15 protein-coding genes, 1 tRNA gene and 1 pseudogene are annotated in these 20,114 nt (G+C 63.9%); 1 reads left to right on the top strand and 16 read right to left on the bottom strand.

The window, feature by feature from the left end; translation table 11 throughout:
* Positions 1-10 precede the first annotated feature (10 nt).
* The 15 genes and pseudogenes from GKC70_RS02105 to rpsU all read right to left on the bottom strand — a co-directional run bounded on the left by GKC70_RS02105 (position 11) and on the right by rpsU (position 18,252).
* The gene (locus tag GKC70_RS02105; protein ID WP_342650319.1) at positions 11-1,798 is read right to left on the bottom strand and encodes a S9 family peptidase; all 1,788 of its coding nucleotides are present in this window, start codon (positions 1,796-1,798) and stop codon (positions 11-13) included.
* The gene (gene pqqE / locus GKC70_RS02110) at positions 1,791-2,939 is read right to left on the bottom strand and encodes a pyrroloquinoline quinone biosynthesis protein PqqE (protein ID WP_295488324.1); all 1,149 of its coding nucleotides are present in this window, start codon (positions 2,937-2,939) and stop codon (positions 1,791-1,793) included. Before pqqE ends, GKC70_RS02105 begins: the two co-directional genes overlap by 8 nt.
* A complete protein-coding gene (pqqD, locus tag GKC70_RS02115; RefSeq protein WP_029614024.1) occupies positions 2,911-3,186 on the bottom strand; it encodes a pyrroloquinoline quinone biosynthesis peptide chaperone PqqD in 276 nt (91 codons plus the stop codon). The genes pqqE and pqqD overlap by 29 nt, the downstream gene beginning before the upstream one ends.
* A complete protein-coding gene (pqqC, locus tag GKC70_RS02120; protein WP_342650320.1) occupies positions 3,183-3,938 on the bottom strand; it encodes a pyrroloquinoline-quinone synthase PqqC in 756 nt (251 codons plus the stop codon). The genes pqqD and pqqC overlap by 4 nt, the downstream gene beginning before the upstream one ends.
* A gap of 9 nt (positions 3,939-3,947) precedes the next feature.
* Positions 3,948-4,859, bottom strand: coding sequence for a pyrroloquinoline quinone biosynthesis protein PqqB (pqqB, locus tag GKC70_RS02125; protein WP_029614026.1), 912 nt, complete (start codon positions 4,857-4,859; stop codon positions 3,948-3,950).
* 78 nt (positions 4,860-4,937) lie between these two features.
* The gene (gene pqqA / locus GKC70_RS02130) at positions 4,938-5,015 is read right to left on the bottom strand and encodes a pyrroloquinoline quinone precursor peptide PqqA (RefSeq protein ID WP_080754815.1); all 78 of its coding nucleotides are present in this window, start codon (positions 5,013-5,015) and stop codon (positions 4,938-4,940) included.
* A 177-nt stretch (positions 5,016-5,192) separates the two neighbouring features.
* On the bottom strand, positions 5,193-7,511 hold the full coding sequence (gene pqqF / locus GKC70_RS02135) for a pyrroloquinoline quinone biosynthesis protein PqqF (protein WP_342650321.1): 2,319 nt from the start codon (positions 7,509-7,511) through the stop codon (positions 5,193-5,195).
* Positions 7,512-7,544: 33 nt separating this feature from the next.
* Positions 7,545-8,339, bottom strand: coding sequence for a carbon-nitrogen hydrolase family protein (locus GKC70_RS02140; RefSeq protein WP_342650322.1), 795 nt, complete (start codon positions 8,337-8,339; stop codon positions 7,545-7,547).
* An 18-nt stretch (positions 8,340-8,357) separates the two neighbouring features.
* Positions 8,358-10,040, bottom strand: coding sequence for an NAD(P)/FAD-dependent oxidoreductase (locus GKC70_RS02145; protein ID WP_304485363.1), 1,683 nt, complete (start codon positions 10,038-10,040; stop codon positions 8,358-8,360).
* A gap of 165 nt (positions 10,041-10,205) precedes the next feature.
* Positions 10,206-10,643 (bottom strand): Lrp/AsnC family transcriptional regulator, encoded by a 438-nt coding sequence (locus GKC70_RS02150; RefSeq protein ID WP_342651579.1) that lies wholly within the window; start codon positions 10,641-10,643, stop codon positions 10,206-10,208.
* 255 nt (positions 10,644-10,898) lie between these two features.
* Positions 10,899-10,975, bottom strand: a tRNA-Ile gene (locus GKC70_RS02155).
* A gap of 14 nt (positions 10,976-10,989) precedes the next feature.
* A pseudogene (locus tag GKC70_RS02160) lies at positions 10,990-13,572 on the bottom strand (EAL domain-containing protein); the annotation flags it as partial.
* 334 nt (positions 13,573-13,906) lie between these two features.
* Entirely contained in the window at positions 13,907-15,757 is a 1,851-nt protein-coding gene (rpoD, locus tag GKC70_RS02165) for an RNA polymerase sigma factor RpoD (RefSeq protein WP_342650323.1), read from the bottom strand.
* 67 nt (positions 15,758-15,824) lie between these two features.
* Positions 15,825-17,807, bottom strand: a complete 1,983-nt coding sequence (dnaG, locus tag GKC70_RS02170) for a DNA primase (RefSeq protein WP_342650324.1) — start codon at positions 17,805-17,807, stop codon at positions 15,825-15,827.
* A 229-nt stretch (positions 17,808-18,036) separates the two neighbouring features.
* Positions 18,037-18,252, bottom strand: coding sequence for a 30S ribosomal protein S21 (gene rpsU / locus GKC70_RS02175; RefSeq protein WP_003255575.1), 216 nt, complete (start codon positions 18,250-18,252; stop codon positions 18,037-18,039).
* Between the two features lie 204 nt (positions 18,253-18,456).
* On the opposite strand from rpsU, the gene tsaD reads away from it, so the two are divergent.
* Positions 18,457-19,482 (top strand): tRNA (adenosine(37)-N6)-threonylcarbamoyltransferase complex transferase subunit TsaD, encoded by a 1,026-nt coding sequence (gene tsaD, locus GKC70_RS02180; protein ID WP_039581164.1) that lies wholly within the window; start codon positions 18,457-18,459, stop codon positions 19,480-19,482.
* 9 nt (positions 19,483-19,491) lie between these two features.
* Here the strand turns inward: tsaD and plsY are convergent, their stop codons facing one another.
* Positions 19,492-20,061: a glycerol-3-phosphate 1-O-acyltransferase PlsY gene (gene plsY / locus GKC70_RS02185; RefSeq protein ID WP_039581162.1), complete on the bottom strand. Its 570-nt coding sequence runs from the start codon at positions 20,059-20,061 to the stop codon at positions 19,492-19,494.
* Between the last annotated feature and the right edge of the window lie 53 nt (positions 20,062-20,114).

Here is a 20,114-nt window from a genome sequence, read left to right on the forward strand (position 1 = left end):
GTTTTCAGGGTTACAGCACCCGGCGATAGAACGCCCATTCCTGCTCCAGCGCATGGGCCAGGTTGCCTGCCTGGCGAAAGCCATGACGCTCCCCAGGGTAAAAATGCCCGACCGCTTCCACGCCGTTGGCCTGCAAGGCCTCAAGCATGCTGCGGGTCTGTTCCGGCACCACCACCGCATCCAGTTCACCCTGGAAGAAAATCACCGGCGCCTTGATTCGCCTTGCATGCAGCAGCGGCGTGCGTGCGCGGTAACGGTCGGCGTCGGTCTGTGGGTCACCGATCAGCCAGTCCAGATAATCCCCTTCGAACTTGTGCGTGGCCTTGCCCAGGGCGATGGGATCGCTGACCCCATAGAGGCTCGCGCCTGCGCGGAACACGTCGGTGAAGGCCAATGCGCACAGGGTGGTGTAGCCACCGGCGCTGCCGCCGCGGATGAAGGCCTTGTGCGGATCGATCAATCCACGGCCGGCGAGATAGTCGACCACGGCGCAGGCATCCTGCACGTCGCTTTCGCCCCAGCGCAGGTGCAGGGCCTGGCGATAGGCACGGCCATAGCCGCTGCTGCCGCGATAGTTGAGGTCGGCGACGGCGAAACCGCGTTGGGTCCAGTACTGGATACGGGGGTCGAGTACCGGGTAGCAGGCCGAGGTTGGGCCGCCGTGTATGAAGACCACCAGCGGCGGCAGGGTGTCGCCGCCCTGGGCGGGGTAGAAGAAACCGTGGGCCTGGTCGTTCCCACTGGGATAGCTGATCGGTTGCGGCTGGCTGATCTGCACATCGGGCAGTATCTGGCTGCCGCCGGCCAGTACCTGGCAGTCGGAGCCGTCGCGGGCGATGGCGAGCACCGCTGGAGGCCGCGTGGGTGAGGCGGCAATCGCGTAGACGTGCTGCGCATCCAGCGCCAGGCTGCGAAAACGGGTGTAGTGCTGGGCGAAGGTACGGACATCGTCGCCCTCGCGCAGGCCCAGCACGCCGAAACCGTTCTCGAACCAGGTGGCCACGTACTGCTGCGCGCCGAGCACCAGCCAAGTCGAGGCTCCCAGTTGCCAGGGCGCTGCGGCGTGGTCGGCGGCGAGCGCTGGCAGGGCTTGCCAGCGGCCATCGATTTCGCCCGAGGGCTGCCAGAAGCCGTGGCGGTCCGACAGGCAGTACAAGCGACCTTCGGCGTCGAAGCGCGGTTGCTGCAAGGATTCGTCCAGGCCAGCGACACAGCGTGACGTGCCCCAATGTCCGGCTTCTTGCCGTTCGCGGCACATCAGCCGCGTCACGGTCCAAGGCTGCGCGGGGCGGTCCCATTCGATCCAGGCCAGGCGCTTACCGTCGGCGCTCAGCGTCGGCGAGGCGTAGAAATCTGCGCCTTCGGCCAGCACCTCGCGGCCCTCGACCGTCAACGCCACCAGCCGATGCTCGACGCGCTCGGCATGCCGTTCCTCAACTGCCAGGAGTTGACCGTCGTGCCACAGCAGGTCGCCGTAGCGGCAGTCCGCCATGGAGGTGAGTGCCTGCGGCGCTGCGCCGTCGAGCGCCTGTCGGTAGACTTGCTGGTCCTGTTCATTGACGAAAAACACTGCGTCATGCGCCAGGCAGAAACTGCCGCCGCCATATTCGTACACCCGGCTGCGCACGCTGAACCCGTCCGGCGTGAGGCACTGGGCCTGGTCCTGGTGCCAGCGCCAGATCCGGCAGGCGCCGTCCGCCGGCCGAAACTCGTTCCAGAACAGCCCCTGCGCGCTCACCTTGAGCTCGGCGAAGTCGGTGCCAGCGGCCACGGCCTGGGCGGCGCTGAACTCAGCCACGGGCGATGACCCGGGAGTTGCGCTCGTTGCGGAAGGTCATCTGCTCGATCTCCATTTGCGCGGTCTGCGCCTCTTCGCGCGCCTTGAGGATGATGCCGTGGTCCGGCGACTTGGCGCACACCGGATCGGCCTTGCTGGCATCACCCGTGAGCATGAAGGCCTGGCAGCGACAGCCGCCGAAGTCCTTTTCTTTTTCGTCGCACGAACGGCAAGGCTCGGGCATCCAGTCGTAGCCGCGGAAGCGGTTGAAACCGAAGGAGTCATACCAGATGTGGCGCAGGTCATGCTCGCGCACGTTGGGAAACTGCACCGGCAATTGCCGCGCGCCGTGGCAGGGCAGCGCGGTGCCATCCGGGGTGACGGTGAGAAACAGGCTGCCCCAGCCGTTCATGCAGGCCTTGGGGCGCTCTTCGTAGTAATCCGGGGTGACGAAGATCAGCTTGCACGGATGACCTTCGGCCTTTAGCCGCTCGCGGTACTCGTTGGTGATCCGTTCGGCGCGTTCGAGCTGTTCGCGGGTCGGCAGCAGGCCGAGGCGATTGAGGTGCGCCCAGCCATAGAACTGGCAGGTGGCGAGCTCGACGAAGTCGGCCTCCAGGGCCAGGCACAGCTCGATGATGCGGTCGATGCGGTCGATGTTGTGACGGTGGGTGACGAAGTTGAGCACCATCGGATACCCATGGGCCTTCACCGCCCGCGCCATCTCCAGCTTCTGCGCAAACGCCTTTTTCGAGCCGGCCAGCAGGTTGTTCACTTGCTCGTCGCTAGCCTGGAAGCTGATCTGGATGTGGTCCAGCCCAGCCTGGCGGAAGGCGGCGATCTTCTGTTCGGTCAAACCGATGCCGGAGGTGATCAGGTTGGTGTAGTAGCCCAGGCGCCGAGCTTCGCCGATCAGCTCGGCAAGGTCCTGGCGCACCAGCGGCTCACCGCCGGAGAAACCGATCTGCGCTGCGCCCATTTCGCGGGCTTCGGCCATCACCTTGAACCACTGTTCGGTACTCAGTTCCTTGCCCTGTTCGGCGAAGTCGAGCGGGTTCGAGCAATAGGGGCATTGCAGCGGGCAGCGGTAGGTCAGTTCCGCCAGCAGCCAGAGCGGCAGGCCCACCGGCACTTCAGGCGAGGACGATCCAGTGTTCGGCACGGGCCACCTCCATGAACTGCTCGATGTCCTCGGCCACCTGGGGAATGCCGGGGAACTGCTGTTCCAGCTCGGCGATGATCGCGGCGACAGAGCGCTGGCCATCGATCAACCCGCCGATGAGCCCGGCGCTGTCGTTGAGCTTGATCATGCCCTCGGGGTACAGCAGCACATGGCCTTGCTGGGCGGGCTCGTACTGGAAACGGTAGCCCGGGCGCCAGTTCGGCACTTGGTTGCGGTCGAGACTCATGGTGCGATCCCCTTGTGCCAGACACGTTCGCTTGTGACGCTGTGATACGGCGGGCGGTTCAGTTCGTAGGCCATGCTCATGGCATCGAGCATGCTCCAGAGAATATCCAGCTTGAACTGCAGAATTTCCAGCATGCGCGCCTGGCCCTCGGCGCTGGTGTAGTGCTGCAGGGTAATCGACAGGCCGTGCTCCACATCACGGCGGGCCTGGCCCAGGCGCGTGCGGAAGTACTCGTAGCCAGCCGGGTCGATCCACGGGTAGTGCTGCGGCCAACTGTCCAGGCGCGACTGGTGAATCTGCGGCGCGAACAGTTCGGTCAGCGAACTGCTGGCCGCTTCCTGCCAACTGGCGCGGCGGGCGAAGTTGACGTAGGCATCGACGGCGAAGCGCACGCCGGGCAGTACCAGTTCCTGGGACCGCAGTTGGTCTGGATCGAGGCCCACTGCCTGGCCCAGGCGCAGCCAGGCTTCGATGCCACCGTCCTCGCCGGGTGCGCCGTCGTGGTCGAGCAGGCGTTGAATCCACTCGCGGCGGACCTCACGGTCCGGGCAGTTGGCCAGGATCGCAGCATCCTTCATCGGGATGTTCACTTGGTAATAGAAGCGGTTGGCCACCCAGCCCTGAATCTGCTCGCGGGTGGCGCGGCCTTCGTACATGGCCACGTGATACGGGTGATGAATATGGTAGTAGGCGCCCTTGGCGCGCAGGGCCTGCTCGAACTCGGCAGGGGACATCGGCAATGCGTCGCTCATCGGGGCTCCTTACAACTCGATGCTCATGCCATCGTAGGCCACTTCCACGCCGCGGCGCAGGACTTCGGCGCGCTCGGGCGACGCCTCGTCGAGGATCGGGTTGGTGTTGTTGATGTGGATAAGCACCTTGCGCTGGCGCGCGAAGCCGTCGAGCACTTCGAGCATGCCGCCAGGACCGTTCTGCGCCAGATGGCCCATCTCGCGGCCGGTGCGGGTGCCGACGCCACGACGTTGCATTTCATCGTCTTCCCACAGGGTGCCGTCCACCAGCAGGCAGTCGGCGCCGTGCATCATCTCCAGCAGCGCGGCATCGACCTGGCCCAGCCCTGGGGCATAGAACAGCTTGCCGCCGGTGCGGGTGTCCTCGACCAGCAGGCCGAGGTTGTCGCCTGGGTGCGGGTCGAAGCGGTGCGGCGAGTAGGGCGGTGCGGCGCTACGCAGCGGGAAGGGGGTGAACCTGAGGTTCGGGCAGGCCGGAATGACGAAGCTGCCCTGCAGTTCGATGCGGTTCCACTGCAACCCGCCGTTCCAGTGGCTGAGCATGGTGAACAGCGGGAAGCCGGTGCTCAGATCCTGGTGGACCATGTCGGTGCACCAGACCTGGTGCGGGCAGCCCTCGCGGAGGCTGAGCAACCCGGTGGTGTGGTCGATCTGGCTGTCGAGCAGCACGATGGCGTCGATGCCGGTGTCGCGCAGGGCGCGCGCCGGTTGCATCGGCGCGAAGGCCTGGAGCTGGGCGCGGATGTCCGGCGAGGCGTTGCACAGGATCCAGTGTTCGCCGTCGTCGGACAGGGCGATGGACGACTGGGTGCGGGCGGTGGCGCGCAGGCTGCCGTCACGAAAACCCTTGCAGTTGACGCAGTTGCAATTCCACTGGGGGAAGCCGCCGCCGGCGGCGGAACCGAGAATCTGGATATACATGGCTACTCTCTTGCCGAACGACCCTGTCCATGAAACGAAAACGCCCCGGCGGGCCGAGGCGTTGCACTGCAGCGCTGCTTAACGGTTGGCGAAGTACATGGTGACTTCGAAGCCGATGCGCAGGTCGGTGTAGGCAGGTTTGGTCCAGGTGGTCATGGTGGTGCTCCTTCCGGATAGGGTTGGGGTGGTGTCAGCTATCTACTTGGGCGCCGCCTGGAGCAGGAGGTTCCATTGGCTGAGATTGCGCTATCTTACAAGAAAACGTTGTACGCAATGGTTAATTCTTGGAAAAGCGCCGTTGCGTTTGAGGTAACAATCCCGGCGTGGGTTGGGTTACTCCCAGTGTTCATTCGGGGCCTCGCCGTTAGCCAGGCAAAGCCAACCATGATCGGCGTCCAGCAGGCTTTTCAGCAGTTCATCCAGTAAAGGCTGAGTGGTGTTGAGAATAGACCGCTGGAGTTGGGAAAGGTCTGTCGGCTCTGTAGCCAGATATGTCTGCCAAGCCCAGTGCGCGACCTCGGCATTGGGCATCGCCGGTTCGTCGAACTGCGCCGCCAGGGCTGCCTGGGCGGCCGTGTCGAGCGTTACTCCTTCGTTCAGCACTGTGAAGAGATGATCGAGAATCTGCGCGGGGCTCGCCTGCGGCGATTGCACGCCGAACAGCAAGCCGCCTTGGCCCTGGATCTGACGAAAGGCACTGAACACCGCATAGCCCAATTGCAACTCCACCCGCAGACGCTGGTACACCGGCCCTTGCAGCGCTTGCGCCAGCAGCCGACCAGGGCCCTCGGCGGCGCTGGGCAGCGGGCAGAACAGCACAAGGGCATGCTCGCTGCCGCCTGTGGCGTGCCGCACCCAACGCCGGCCCGGCGAGCGTGTCGGGGCTGAGGGCCGCATGCCAGGCTTTCCAGGCGCGTGCTTGAGCACAGCGCCGAGCGCGGCTTGCGCGGTGAGGTCGAAGCCGATGGCGAGGCCTTGCCGAGGGGCGCTGGCCCAGAGCCGGTCGAGCATCGACTGATCCAGCAGGCTCGCCGGTTGAGGCGGCGCGGCCCTGCCGTGCAGATGATCGGGCAGCGCGCTCAGCAGCGCTCGGATCGGCATTTGCGGCGCTTTGCTGGGCGCTGGAGTGCGTAACAGTTCAGCGCTCGGCTGGCGCAGAGCCTCCAGTGCCAGGGAGACGGTGCGAATCACTGCGCTCGGACTGCCCGCACAGCGCAGTTGCCAGTGCTCGCCCTCCCGACTGAAGTCCAGTTGCAGCGAGGCGCGATGGGCACGTTCGAGCAAGGGTCGCAGGGTTTGCGACAGGACGTGATGGAAGCGCTCGCGCAGCGGCGAGGCGATAAACCACTGCAGGTAGAGCGTCGCCAGGCCACGCTCAGGTGGCAGTAACGCGCTGATCGCCACGTCGTCGGGCAGGGCGGCACGTGCGCGCGGCAGGTCAGCCCGCAGCAGCGGCTCATCCTCAGGTGGCGGCCAGTGGCCGTGGGCGCTGGCGGGAAGGTCTGTGAGCAGTGCTTGGAAGGCCTCGAGCGCTTGTGCATCCAATGCCGCGAACGGGGTGTCGGCGCTGTCTCGACGCGCCAGCTCCAGGGCGCTGGCGGCTTGCTCGCGGCGCTGTTGCAAGCGCCCGAATTCGTCGTTGAGTCGCGTCACGCTCGACTGACGCAAGCTGGCGAGCCAGCCGTGCAGCAGGTTGTGGACTTCTGCTGGAGGAGCGTCATCGCTCAGATGCAAGCGAATGTGCCAGAGCACCTGTCCGGCGAAGGCGTACAACGTCTCGCTGTGGACGTCCAGCAGCCAGCCCCGTTGACGCAAGGCGTCGAGCCAGCTACCGGGGCGGCTGTCGTGCAGGCAGGACAGCAGCAGTTCCAACGCCTGTGCGGCGCCCGGCGGCAGAGCGTCGTGGGCGAAGAGCAGATCCAGACAGCCCGCCGTGGCCGGGTGTTCGACCCAGGGCGCGTCGAGCAGGGCTGGAGGCGGTTGCTGTGCCTGCGTTGGACCCTCGGCGAACAGGTTGGCGAACGGTCGGGCCAACGCTTCGAGTGCGTCCAGCGATTGCGGGCCGCACAGGCTCAAGTGAATGTGGCTACCCCGGTAGAAGCGGGCGTGGAAGTCGAGCAGCGCCCGTTGGAAGGCAGGATCCTGGACGGCCAGGCTGTATCGATTGCCTGCATGAAACCGGCTCAACGGATGGCGCGGCGACACACGCTGCAACAGCGCGAACTGGCGCTGCGCCTGGTCGTCGCGCGACCAGGCGATGAACTCGGCGTGGATCACCTCACGCTCGCGGCGCTGGGGCTCGACGCTCAGATCCGGCTCGGCCAGCATCTGGCACAGGCGCTCCAGTGCCGAGCCTAGGGCGCTGACAGGCACTTCGAAGAAAAAATCGGTGATGCGCTCGCGGGTGCTGGCATTCACCTGACCTCCGACCCCCTGCACATGACGCATCAGGCCGTCCTGCAAAGGAAAGCGGGCGGTGCCGAGGAAGAACAGGTGTTCGAGAAAATGCGCGAGTCCGGGCCATCTAGGCGGGGCATCGTGGCTACCGGCGTGCACCCGCAGGGCGGCGGCAGCGCGTTTGAGGCGTGGCGCGTGGCGCAAGGTCAGGTGCAGGCCGTTGGCCAGGGTCAACGTGCGGATCGGGTCGGTCATGGGCGCATGCTAGCGTATTTGCGCCGCCGCAACTCAGCGGCGGACGCGATGCAGGTCGTGCCGCAGGTCGGCCAGATACGGGAAGGCCTCGCGTCCTTGCTTCAGCGTTTCATGTGACAGGTCTGCCAGCAGCAGGCTTTCCTCATTTCCGGCCAGGCTCAGTTGGCTGCCGTCCGGCGCGACGATGCTGCTCTGCCCGCAATACTGGATCTCACCTTCCGAGCCGCAGTAGTTGGCGTACACCAGGTAGCACTGGTTCTCCTGCGCCCGCGAACGCACGGTCACCTGGCAGACGAAATCGTAGGGCGCCATGTTGGCGGTCGGCACCAGGATCAGCTCGGCACCGTTCAACGCCAGGCGCCGGGCGTTCTCGGGGAACTCGATGTCGTAGCAGATCAGCAGCCCCAGCTTCCAGCCATTCAACGCCACCACCGGGAAATGCTCCTCGCCGGGGCTGAACATCGTGCGGTCCAGCTCACCGAACAGGTGCGTCTTACGGTAGTTGCACAGTCGGCGGCCGTGAGCGTCGATCAACTGCACGCTGTTGTAGACCGCGCCGTCTTCGCCCTGCTCCGGATAGCCATAGACGATGGCAATGTTCTGCGCCTGTGCAAGCTCGCCCACAGCCTGGGCCGATGGGCCATCGACGGGCTCGGCCAGGCGCTGCACGGCCTGGGCGCCGATGTTGTAGCCGCTCAGGAACATTTCCGGGCACACCAGCAACTGCGCACCTTGCGACGCCGCCTGCTGTGCCCGTTCGCGCAATCGGTCTAGGTTGCCAGAGACGTCCAGTGGCCTGGGCGCGCCTTGGAACAGGGCAATGCGCATGGCGTTTCCTCGCGGTTTTCAGTCGGGCAGGGCGATGGGGCCGATGTCGGCGAACACGTCGCCAGGACCTGGATTGTCCGGATGTGTGCGGCCGCCAAAGTGGTTCATGATACCCCACACCGCATTGAGCGAAGTCTGCACCGCGCCTTCCACCCAAGCCGGCGTCCAGGACACATCGTCGCCGGCGATGAAGATGCCGCGCTGCTCGGCCGGCAGATCCTGCTGCATGAAGTGCGCGTACATGCGCTGGTTGTAGCGGTAATGGCCCGGCAATGCGCCTTTGAAGGCGCCGAGGAAGTAAGGATCGGCTTCCCAGGAAATGGTGATTGGGTCGCCGATGATGTGCCCGGCGATGTCGGTCTTCGGATAGATCTTCTTCAGCGAATCCAGGGCCAGTTGCACACGTTTCTCGGTGGGGTGCGGCAGCATCTTCAGGGCATCGCTCATCCATGCATAGGACAGGCAAATCACCCCCGGCTTGTCGTCGCCGTTGTCGAACAGGTAGGTGCCGCGCGTGAGGCGGTCGGTGAGGGTCATGCTCAGCAGGTCGCGGCCGGTTTCCGGGTCTTTGTCTTTCCAGAACGGCCGATCGACCATGACGAAGGTCTTCGACGACTGCATGTAGCGCGTGCGGTCCAGGGCCATCCACATCTTCTGCGAGAACAGCGCTTCCTCGCAGTCGATCTGCGTGGTCAGCAGCCAGCTCTGGCAGGTGGTCAGCACTGCCGCGTAGTGGCGGCAGTCGCCGTAGTTGTCGGTGACCGCCAGACGCCCGTCACTGGCCCGCGCGATGCGCTTGACCCCCGCGCGCGGTGCACCGCCGTGCAGCGACTTGAGGCTGGTACCGGCCGGCCAGTGCGCCGCCTGCGCCGGGGCGTGCCTCCAGATGCCCTGCGGCACCTGCTCGACGCCGCCGACCACCAGGTGCTGGTGATCGTCGCAATTGGTCATCACCACGCGGAAGATTTCCAGCATCGAATTGGGGAAGTCCGAATCCCAGCCGCCGGTGCCGAAGCCTACTTGGCCAAACACTTCGCGGTGCTGGAAGCTCAACTGGGCGAAAGCCTTGGAGGTAGCGACGAAGTCATAGAAGGTGCGGTCGTCCCACAGCGGAACCAGCGTATTCCACAGCGCTTTCAGACGCGGCACGTCACGCTCGCGGATCGCCTGCTGGATCTCGCCGAAGGACGCGCGGTCTTCCAGCGCGTCGGCCCAGGCGTCCGCCACTTCGCGGAAGATCGGTGGCAGGTCGCCAGGGTTTTCCGCGTAATAGGTCTGGCCCTCCAGGTCGATCACCGTGCTGGGTGAGGCCGGGGTCAGCGGGTTGGGGAAGGGGCGGGTTTCCAGCCCCAGCTTGTCGACATAGTGGTAGAAGGCGGTGGAGGACACTGGAAAGCGCATGCCACCCAGTTCGGCGACGATGGCGTCGGTGCCGTTGAAGGCCTGCGAGCGCAACCGCCCCCCGAGTTTCGACGCCTCGTACACCACCGGCTTGAGGCCCAGCTTCATCAGCTCGTAGGCCGCCACCAGACCGGCGATCCCGGCGCCGACGATGGCGACTTCCTCACCCTGCCGCTCGACGGGGATACTGCCGAGCCCGGCAGGATGCTCCAGCCAGTCATCGAATGCGAAAGGAAAGTCGGGGCCGAAGATGGTCACCGGGGGCTTGCCGTCGGCGGGATGGCGGTTTTTCTTGTTCATCTGATGACCTTGCCAGAGCGGCTGCGCAGAGGGCGGAGCCTGAGTATAGGAAATGCCTGGCGATCATTTTAGGGCTAGGGATGGTCGTTATTAAGAGCAAGAGTGGCGTCGAAATGCCTGTTTTTTCGTCATAACGACTTGAGCGTCGAACGTTATGACGAGCGTTCACACCGCCTGGCCACGATCTACCTTGTGGCTGAGGATGATCGACGTGGTGGTTTTCTCGACCCCTTCAAGGCTGCCGATCTGGTCGAGCAACTGGTCGAGCTGTTCGGGGGAGTCGCTGCGCAACCAGGCCACATAGTCGAACTCCCCACTCACCGCGCACAGTTGCTGCACCTGGCCCATGGCCGAGAGCCGGCGCACCACCTCGCGTCCGGCACGTGGCTGAACCTTGATCCCGACGTAGGCTTGCAGACCGCCGCCGGCCAGACGCTGACCCAGGCGCACGCCATAGCCGGTGATCACCTTGTGCTTTTCCAGCCGCGCCAGGCGCGAGGTGACCGTGGTGCGGGCGATACTCAATTGACGCGCCAGCGTCGCCACGCTTTCGCGGGCGTTGATTTGCAGCAGGGCGATGAGCTGGCGGTCGGTGTGGTCCAGGGGAGGATGTCTGACATGGCGGGGCTCTTGGTGCGGTGGACTCAGGCGATGGTACGGGGGTTTGCGGGGAGCCGCTTGGGAAACTAGACAAAGCGGAGCTCGTCAACTGACAGATCCGGGAGCCGAATACGATGCGCTACCCGGCTCACTGTCTAATGTGCTGGTGTGGACTGTTTGTGGTCAGTGAGTTCTAGTGCCACATGAAAACGGCCGCCGCCAGAAACGACAAAGCCGCGCAATGCGCGGCTTCTAACATGGTGGGCCCACACGGACTCGAACCGTGGACCAAAGGATTATGAGTCCTCTGCTCTAACCAACTGAGCTATAGGCCCAGAGGTCGGCGCGATTATAACGAGGGTTGGCCATGGGTGCCATCTGAAAGATCCGTTGGTCCTATGCGAAGAAAGCGCGCGGCGAACTGCTCGGCCGGCAGCGGCAGGCTGACGATGTAGCCCTGAATCTGCTCACACCCTTCGGCCGCCAGGAAGCGTTGCTGGGCCGGGGTTTCCACGCCTTCGGCAATGATCGTCAGTTGCATGCTGCGGCCCAGGGCGATGATGGCGCGGGCGATGGCGGCGTCGTGGGGATCGTCCGGCAGGCCGCGGATGAATGACTGGTCGATCTTGAGGATGTCCAGCGGTAGGCGCTTGAGGTAGCTGAGCGACGAGTAACCCGTGCCGAAGTCGTCGATCGCCAGTTGCACGCCCAGGCCCTTGAGTTGGTGCAGGATGGCCAGGGCCTCTTCGGCCTGGCTCATGATGAAGTTCTCGGTGATCTCCAACTGCAGGTCGCCGGCCTGGAGCTGGAAGGTGCCGAGTAGGTGTTCGATGCGCCGCGCCAGGCTCGGCTGGCGCAACTGCGCGCCGGCCAGGTTGATCGACAACGGGCCGAACGGTGCATACGTGTGCTTCCACTGGTGCATCTGCCGGCAGGCCTGCTCCATCACCCAATCACCTAATTGCAGGATGCTGCCGTTCTCTTCGGCCAGGTGGATGAACTGTTCCGGTGGCACTTCGCCGAAAGTGGGGTGCGTCCAGCGTACCAGTGCTTCGGCGCCGACCAGGGCCTGGGTCTTGAGGCTGAACTTGGGTTGGTAGTACAGGCTCAGCTCGTCGCGCTCGATGGCCCGGCGCAGTTCGTGTTCGAGGAAGATCCGTTCGTTGGCCTGGGTGGTGAGGTCCAGGGTGTAGCTTTCCACGCGGTTGCGGCCTTTGGCCTTGGAGCGGTACATGGCGGCGTCGGCGTTGCGGATCAGGGTGGCGACGTCGGTGCCGTCTTGCGGGTAAAGGCTGATGCCGATGCTGGCGCTGGTGAAGAACTCGTGCTCGCCCGCCTGCACCGGGGCGTGGAAGCAGGCCAGCAGCTTGTTGGCGATGGCACTGGCATCGCTGGGACGGTGCAGGCCGGGCAGGAGAATGATGAACTCGTCGCCGCCCAAGCGTGCCACGGTGTCGACATCACGCACCTGCTCCCTGAGGCGCTGGGCAATGCCTTTGAGCAGCAGGTCGCCGACGGGATGACCGAGGCTGTCGTTGATGTGCTTGAAGCGGTCGAGGTCGAGAAACAGCACGGCGCCCTGGCGGTTGGGGGCCTGGGCGCAGTTGAGGGTGGCTTGCAGGCGGTTCTCGAACAGGGTGCGGTTGGGCAGGCCGGTCAACGGGTCGTGGTGAGCCTGGTAGTCCAGTTCCGCCTGGGCGTGCTTGAGGCTGGAGATGTCGGCGAAGACCGCGACGAAGTGGCTGATCTCTCCCTCGCGGTTACGCACGGCGCTGATGGTCAGCCAACTGGGATAGAGTTCACCGTTCTTGCGTCGATTGCAGATTTCGCCCTGCCAGTGGCCTTCTGCGCAGAGCTGATGCCAGAGGGCGGCGTAAAAAGCGCTGTCGTGCTGACCCGAGGCGAGCAGGCGTGGCGTCTGGCCGAGGGCTTCGTGTTCGCTGTAGCCGGTGATCTCGCTGAAGGCACGGTTGACCGCACTGATGTGCTGCTCGGGATCGGTGATGAGCACGCCTTCGGCCGTGTTCTCGAATACCGTGGCGGCCAGTTGCAGCTTTTCCTGCATCAGGTGGCGTTCGGTGATATCGCGGGTAATGGTCAGCATGCAGTCGGTGTCGCCGATGGGCAGCGGTCGCGCAGACACTTCGCACAGCCGAATCTGACCATCGCTGCGGCGGATATGGCAGCTGAAATCGCGCACGAAGCCGTCGCGGCGCAAGCGTTCGACCAGGCGCGCGCGCTCGTCGAGGTCGGCCCAGATGCCCAGGTCCAGGCTGTTCTGATCGCGGTTGGGGACGATGTCGTAGCCGGTCAGGCGGCAGAAGCCCTCGTTGACCTCCAGCAGTAAGCCGTCGCGCTGGCGTGACAGCAGCAGGCCGTCGGGCGAGGCATGGAAGGCCTTGGCGAACTTCTGTTCGGAAAGACGCAGCGCCTCTTCGGTGCGCTTGGTTTCGCTGATGTCGATCATCAGGCCGCGAATCAGCGGTTTATGGCCGTGGCCGATCATGCTGACGATGTTGCGCACCCACAGTGTCTGGCCGTCGGCACGTACCACACGGTAGTCCAGGCTGTGGTCGCGGCCCGCTGCCGTTTCGCTGTCGCAGTAGTGCTGCACACGGAGGGCGTCGTCGGGGTGCAGAATGCCGCGCCAGAAACCAGGCTTGAGCCACTCGCGCTGTGGATAACCGAGCAGATCCTCGGCGTGGGGGGAGACGTAGCTGTAGGTGAAATCGTTGGCATCGGCTTCCCAGGCCACTGCCGACAGGCTCTCGATCAGGCCTCGATAATGGTATTCGCTGCTGCGCAACTCCTGCTCAAGGGCGATTCGCCGGGAAATTTCCGAAGTCAGGCGGCGATTGATCCGCAACATGGCGATGAGAATCGCCACCACGGCGGCAAGCGCTGGCAAGCCGAGCAGCAATAGGTTGTGCCACAGGACTACTTGCTGACGATCGACGACCTGCATTGGCGCATGACTGCGGGCATCCACGGTGAGGCTGGCGTTGGTAGGCCGAATCTGCGAAGACGATTCGGACGCAGGGGGTGGGGCGGCAGCAGTGTTCTGGTCGGTCAAAGCGCTGGCAGTTGTGTTCCAGATCAGCAGGAGCAACAGCACAAGTGCCGGCAGCAAGGGCATGGCGAACTCTCGATCAAAGGGGTTGATTCGAGTGTAGACGTGCCGGGATGAACGGTGCCGAGGAATGCGGCCAACGGCCTGGAGGTTTTTTTCGCCCAAGAAAAACCCCGGCCTGGGCCGGGGTTCGTCATCACTCGTCGAGGAAGGAGCGTAGGTGCTCGCTGCGCGTCGGATGACGCAGTTTGCGCAGCGCCTTGGCTTCGATCTGACGGATCCGCTCGCGGGTCACGTCGAACTGCTTGCCGACCTCTTCGAGGGTGTGGTCGGTGTTCATATCGATGCCGAAGCGCATGCGCAGCACTTTCGCTTCACGGGCGGTAAGGCCCGAGAGTACGTCGCGCGTGGCTTCCTTGAGGCTTTCGACCGTGGCGACATCGATCGGGGACTGCATGGTGGAGTCCTCGATGAAGTCGCCCAGGTGCGAGTCTTCGTCGTCGCCGATCGGGGTTTCCATGGAGATCGGCTCTTTGGCGATCTTCAATACCTTGCGGATCTTGTCCTCAGGCATTTCCATACGCTCGCCCAGCTCTTCCGGCGTCGGTTCGCGACCCATTTCCTGCAGCATCTGCCGGGAAATACGGTTGAGCTTGTTGATCGTCTCGATCATGTGCACCGGAATACGGATGGTGCGCGCCTGGTCGGCGATCGAGCGGGTGATCGCCTGGCGAATCCACCAGGTGGCGTAGGTCGAGAACTTGTAGCCACGACGGTATTCGAACTTGTCCACCGCCTTCATCAAGCCAATGTTGCCTTCCTGGATCAGGTCGAGGAATTGCAGGCCACGGTTGGTGTACTTCTTGGCGATGGAAATCACCAGACGCAGGTTCGCCTCGACCATTTCTTTCTTGGCGCGACGGGCTTTCGCCTCGCCGATGGACATGCGGCGGTTGATTTCCTTGATTTCGGCAACGGTCAGACCGCTTTCGGTTTCGAGGTCGATCAACTTCTGCTGGCACGCGACGATGGCCGCGTCTTTCTCGCCCAGCGCGGCGGCCCACTTGGTGCTGCGCTTGGCCAGATCACCGCTCCAGGTCTGGTCGGTTTCGTTGCTGGGGAACAGGCGCAGGAAGTCGGCGCGAGGCATGCGGGCATCGCGCACGCACAGCTGCATGATGGCGCGTTCCTGTTGACGCAGGCGGTCGAGGGCACCGCGCACACGCTCGACGAGCGCGTCGAACTGCTTGGGTACCAGCTTGATCGGCATGAACAGGTCGGCCAGGGCTTGCAGCGCCTGGACGCTTTCCTTGGCGCCGCGACCATGCTTCTTCAACACCTTGTTGGTGGCCTGCAGCTGGTCGGAGACCGCACCGAAACGCTGTGCGGCAACGACAGGGTCCGGACCGCTCTCGGTCTCTTCCTCTTCGTCGCCGTCGGCGCTCTCTTCTTCTTCCTCGTCGGACTCTTCCTTGGCGGCGGGCGCCTTGGCACCGATGACCGGCACTTCTTCGGTCGGTGCGGCGATGTTGTCGTCAGGGTCGATGTAGCCGCTGAGCACATCCGACAGGCGGCCGCCTTCGGTGGTGACGCGGTCGTACTCGCCGAGAATGTGATCGACGGTGCCCGGGAAGTGGGCGATGGCGCCCATGACTTCACGGATGCCTTCCTCGATGCGCTTGGCGATTTCGATCTCGCCTTCGCGGGTCAGCAGCTCGACGGTACCCATTTCACGCATGTACATGCGCACCGGGTCGGTCGTGCGGCCGATATCGGTTTCGACTGCTGCCAACGCAGCGGCGGCTTCCTCGGCCGCGGCTTCGTCGGTGTCGGCTTCCGCCAACAGCAGGGCATCCGCATCCGGAGCACTCTCGAATACGTTGATCCCCATGTCGTTGATCATGCGGATGATGTCTTCCACCTGTTCCGGATCTGAAATATCCTCAGGCAGGTGGTCGTTGACCTCCGCGTAAGTCAGGTAGCCCTGCTCACGACCGCGGGTGATCAACTCTTTGATACGAGATTGCTGTTGCGCTTTTCCGGACATAACACCCTATCCACTGAAGGTCTTGGCGGGCAAAAAACAAGCCGAGGATTATACCCGAGCATGGACCTCACGCGCCAGATGAGGTCGGGGTTTGTGCGGGAACATTCCTGCTCAAAAGGGCGAGAAGCTGCGATTTTTCCTCGCCGCTCAGCTCACTTTGACGTGCTTTCCTGAGCAGATGTTCCAGGCTTCGCTCGCGCTGGCGAGCAGACAAGCTAGTAATGGTGTCGAAAAACTGTTGTTCAAGGTTATCGGCATCGATGAGCCATTCCTTCTCCGCCAGTGCCCGCAGCAGGCGGCCTTGGTCGGTGCCGTGCCAGCGAGCGATCAACTGCATCGAGCTTAGACCAGGATTTTTCTGCACAGCTTCGATCAAGGCCACCAACAGCTGGCTATAGAGATGTTCCTCGGCAGCGAAATGGCTGGCATCTTCCACCTTGCCGGCCAGCAGCGGGTAGTGCAGTAAAGTGCGCAAGGCCGCGAGAGCCGGGGGTTCCACGGGGGCTGGGGTGCGTGGCGGAGCCTCATCGCGCTGCCAGCCTCTGCCGCCTTTGCGCTGCTTGTCCCAGGGCTTGCCTTTGCCCTCCCAGGGCTTTTTCGAGCCCCCCTTGGGGGGCGTCCAGGGCCGCTGTTCGGGCTGCGCCTGGCCATAGTCGTAGTGCTGTTCGGAAAAGTCCGGGGTATAGCTGGCCATGGCGTCGTAGTCATAGCCTGGATCGTAGTCCGGTACGTTGGGGGCTGCCGGCTGCTGGGCCAGTTGCTCCATTTGCTGCATGTCCAGGCCGGTAATTTCCTTCAGCCTGTTGCGCATCAACTGACGCAAATTGGCGCCCGGAATTTTTTCGATCAACGGTGCAGCCAAGGTCGCCATGTGCGCCTTGCCTTCCAGTGACCGCGGGTCGGCTTCGTTGCTCAGTTGCTCGAAGAAATAGTCGGCGAGCGGTTGCGCATGCTGGTGGATTCGCGCCTGGAAGGCATCGGTGCCTTCGGCGCGTACCAGGGTGTCCGGGTCTTCGCCCTCGGGCAGGAACAGGAAGCGCGCGCGGCGGCCGTCCTGAAGTGTTGGCAGTGTGGCTTCCAAGGCGCGCCAGGCGGCTTTTCGTCCGGCCTGGTCGCCGTCGAAGCAGAACAGTACGTTGGGCACCACGCGAAACAGGCGCTTGAGGTGCTCCTCGCTGGTGGCGGTGCCGAGGGTCGCTACGGCATTGCGCAAGCCTTGCTGTGCCAGGGCGATGACGTCCATATACCCCTCGACCACGATGATTTCGTCGAGATTGCGGTTGTGCTTGCGCGCCTCGTACAGCCCGTAGAGTTCCTGGCCCTTGTGGAACACCGGGGTTTCCGGTGAGTTCAGGTACTTGGGCTTGTCGTCGCCCAGCACCCGACCGCCGAAGGCGATCACGCGGCCGCGGCTGTCGCGGATGGGGAACATCACCCGGTCACGGAAGCGGTCGTAGCGCTTGCCACTTTCGGCGTTCTCGATGAGCAAGCCGGCGTCGATCATGACTTTTTGCTGCAGGGTGTCCGCGCCCAGGTGCTTGAACAGGTTATCCCAGCCCGGCGGCGCGAAGCCCAGGCCGAAATCACGGGCGATTTCCCCGGACAGGCCTCGGCCTTTGAGGTATTCGACTGCCGCTTTGCGCGTTGGATGATTGCGCAAGGCCTGGCGATAGAACTCGGCCGCGGCTTCGAGCAGCGGATAAAGAGGCGAGTCGGTGGGCTGGCGCGGCTTCTGCCCGCGTCGGCCTTCCTCGCGGGGGACTTCCATGCCCGCGGCGCGGGCCAGTTCCTCGACCGCCTGGGGAAACTCCAGGTTGTCGTGGTCCATGATGAAGCCCAAGGCGTTGCCCCCGGCGCCGCAGCCGAAGCAGTAGTAGAACTGCTTGTCGGGGCTGACGGTGAAGGACGGGGTCTTTTCCTTGTGGAACGGACAGCAGGCCGAATGATTCTTGCCGGTCTTCTTCAGCTGGATGCGCGAACTCACCACATCGACGATGTCGGTGCGGTTGAGAAGATCATCGATGAAGCTCTGGGGAATCAGCCCGGCCATGGCAGTCTCGTTATCTGGCTACGGCAAGTCTAATCGCAGAAGTGCAGCAAAGGAGATGCGAGTGCGCGGTTCACCTGCCGCATCGGGCATTCGAAGGTGAAGCGCTGAATAGATGCCCGATGACCGGAGTCTGGGCGCCCGAAGCACAGGGCTTGGGATTTGCAGCTACAACTGCCATTAGCCCGGCACGGGGCCGGGCTGGGCAGAAGCCTTGCGTAGAACGTCTGTATTAGTACAGACGAACGGCGCGGCGCTGTTCGCGCTGGACTTTCTTGGCGTGACGCTTCACGGCAGCAGCGGCTTTGCGCTTACGCTCGGCAGTCGGCTTTTCATAAAACTCGCGGCTGCGAACTTCAGCCAATACACCGGCTTTTTCGCAGGAGCGCTTGAAACGACGCAGAGCTACGTCGAAGGGTTCGTTCTCTTTAACTTTGACGGCTGGCATCCAGGGCTACCTTAATTCATTACCGGGGTGGACGTGCTCCTGGCAAAACAAAGGTGTGCTGGAGAACGTCAGTTTTCAAGGGTTGCGGATGTTAACCCTTAGTGTGGCGGAATGCAAAGCCTCTGATCGAAAACCGCTGGTCGGCACTGGGTACGGCGACTAGAATGCGCGGCTTCGCATTCAGCCTCCACAAGGCACGGACCCATGCTAGTACTGGGATTGGAAACATCCTGCGACGAAACTGGCGTCGCATTATACGACAGCGAACGCGGCCTGTTGGCCGATGCGCTGTTCAGCCAGATCGACCTGCACCGCGTCTACGGCGGCGTGGTGCCCGAGCTCGCCTCGCGCGACCACGTCAAGCGCATGCTGCCGCTGATTCGTGAAGTGCTCGATGAGGCCGGCAAGGTTGCCCAGGATATCGACGCCATCGCCTACACCGCCGGCCCCGGCCTGGTCGGTGCGCTGCTGGTGGGCGCGTCCTGTGCGCAGGCGCTGGCGTTCGCCTGGGACATTCCGGCCATCGGTGTCCATCACATGGAAGGTCACCTGCTGGCGCCCATGCTCGAAGAGCAGCCGCCGCAGTTTCCGTTCGTCGCCTTGTTGGTGTCCGGCGGTCACACGCAGTTGGTGCAGGTCGATGGCATTGGCCAGTACGCGCTCTTGGGTGAAAGCCTGGATGACGCTGCCGGCGAAGCGTTCGACAAGACCGCCAAGTTGATCGGCCTGAATTATCCGGGTGGTCCCGAAATCGCCCGCCTGGCTGAGCAGGGCACCCCCGGACGTTTCGTGTTCCCTCGGCCCATGACCGATCGCCCGGGCCTGGAATTCAGTTTCAGCGGCCTCAAGACCTTCGCCCTCAATACCTGGCAGCAGTGCCGCAATGCCGGGGACGACAGCGAGCAAACCCGTTGCGACCTGTCGCTGGCGTTCCAGCAGGCGGTGGTGGAGACTCTGACCATCAAGTGCAAGCGTGCGCTCAAGCAGACTGGCCTCAAGCGCCTGGTCATCGCTGGCGGCGTGAGTGCGAACAAGGCGTTGCGCACCTCGCTCGAAGGCATGTTGGCCAGCATGGGCGGCAATGTGTACTACGCACGTGCGAAGTTCTGCACCGATAACGGCGCGATGATTGCCTACGCTGGGTGCCAGCGGCTATTGGCGGGCCAGCAGCAGGATCTGGCGATCAGCGTGCAGGCGCGCTGGCCGATGGAGCAACTGCCGCCGCTTTGACGGCGGGGCTCAGAAGTGGCGTTCGCGCCCGGCGAACAGGTCGCGCAGGTTGTTGCGGTGGCGCCAGACGATCAGCACGGTGAGCACGCTCATCGGCAGCAGCGCCGCAGGCTCGCGCCAGGCCAGCAGGGGCAGGGTCAAGGGTGTGGCGATCAGCGCGGCCAGCGAGCTGGTACGGGTCAGGTAGAAGGTCAGCAGCCAGGCTGCCACCGCCAGTAGCGCCGCGGGAAAATACAAGCCCATGAGCATGCCGGCGGCAGTGGCTACGCCCTTGCCGCCCTTGAAACGGAAGTACAGCGGAAACAGGTGGCCGAGCACCGCGCACAGGCCGATCCAGGCTTGGTCTTGCAGGCTCAGGCCGACAAAGTCGGCCAACAGCACGGGCAGCAAACCCTTGCACAGGTCGCCGAGCAGGGTGAGGATGGCCAGCTTGCGCCCTGCCAGGCGCAGCATGTTGGTCGCACCGGCGTTGCCTGATCCGCTGAAACGCGGGTCCGGGTGGCCGCCGAGGCGGCTCAGGACGATGGCGAAGGACAGCGAGCCGAGCAGGTAGGCGAGCAGCGCCAGTAACCAAAACATGCTAACTATTCCGGGCGGGGACGCCCTGATTCTAACGGCGCCCGTCGCCCTTG

The sequence above is a fragment of the Pseudomonas sp. REB1044 genome, from assembly GCF_038813925.1.
GTDB classification, from domain to species: domain Bacteria; phylum Pseudomonadota; class Gammaproteobacteria; order Pseudomonadales; family Pseudomonadaceae; genus Aquipseudomonas; species Aquipseudomonas boreofloridensis.

Coding starts and splice junctions, on each gene's coding strand:
- pqqA (WP_080754815.1), bottom strand. CDS start 5,015: ATGACCACCTGGACCAAACCTGCCTACACCGACCTGCGCATCGGCTTC.
- rpsU (WP_003255575.1), bottom strand. CDS start 18,252: ATGCCAGCCGTCAAAGTTAAAGAGAACGAACCCTTCGACGTAGCTCTG.
- pqqF (WP_342650321.1), bottom strand. CDS start 7,511: ATGACCGACCCGATCCGCACGTTGACCCTGGCCAACGGCCTGCACCTG.
- rpoD (WP_342650323.1), bottom strand. CDS start 15,757: ATGTCCGGAAAAGCGCAACAGCAATCTCGTATCAAAGAGTTGATCACC.
- GKC70_RS02145 (WP_304485363.1), bottom strand. CDS start 10,040: ATGAACAAGAAAAACCGCCATCCCGCCGACGGCAAGCCCCCGGTGACC.
- dnaG (WP_342650324.1), bottom strand. CDS start 17,807: ATGGCCGGGCTGATTCCCCAGAGCTTCATCGATGATCTTCTCAACCGC.
- plsY (WP_039581162.1), bottom strand. CDS start 20,061: ATGTTTTGGTTACTGGCGCTGCTCGCCTACCTGCTCGGCTCGCTGTCC.
- pqqB (WP_029614026.1), bottom strand. CDS start 4,859: ATGTATATCCAGATTCTCGGTTCCGCCGCCGGCGGCGGCTTCCCCCAG.
- pqqC (WP_342650320.1), bottom strand. CDS start 3,938: ATGAGCGACGCATTGCCGATGTCCCCTGCCGAGTTCGAGCAGGCCCTG.
- pqqD (WP_029614024.1), bottom strand. CDS start 3,186: ATGAGTCTCGACCGCAACCAAGTGCCGAACTGGCGCCCGGGCTACCGT.
- tsaD (WP_039581164.1), top strand. CDS start 18,457: ATGCTAGTACTGGGATTGGAAACATCCTGCGACGAAACTGGCGTCGCA.
- GKC70_RS02140 (WP_342650322.1), bottom strand. CDS start 8,339: ATGCGCATTGCCCTGTTCCAAGGCGCGCCCAGGCCACTGGACGTCTCT.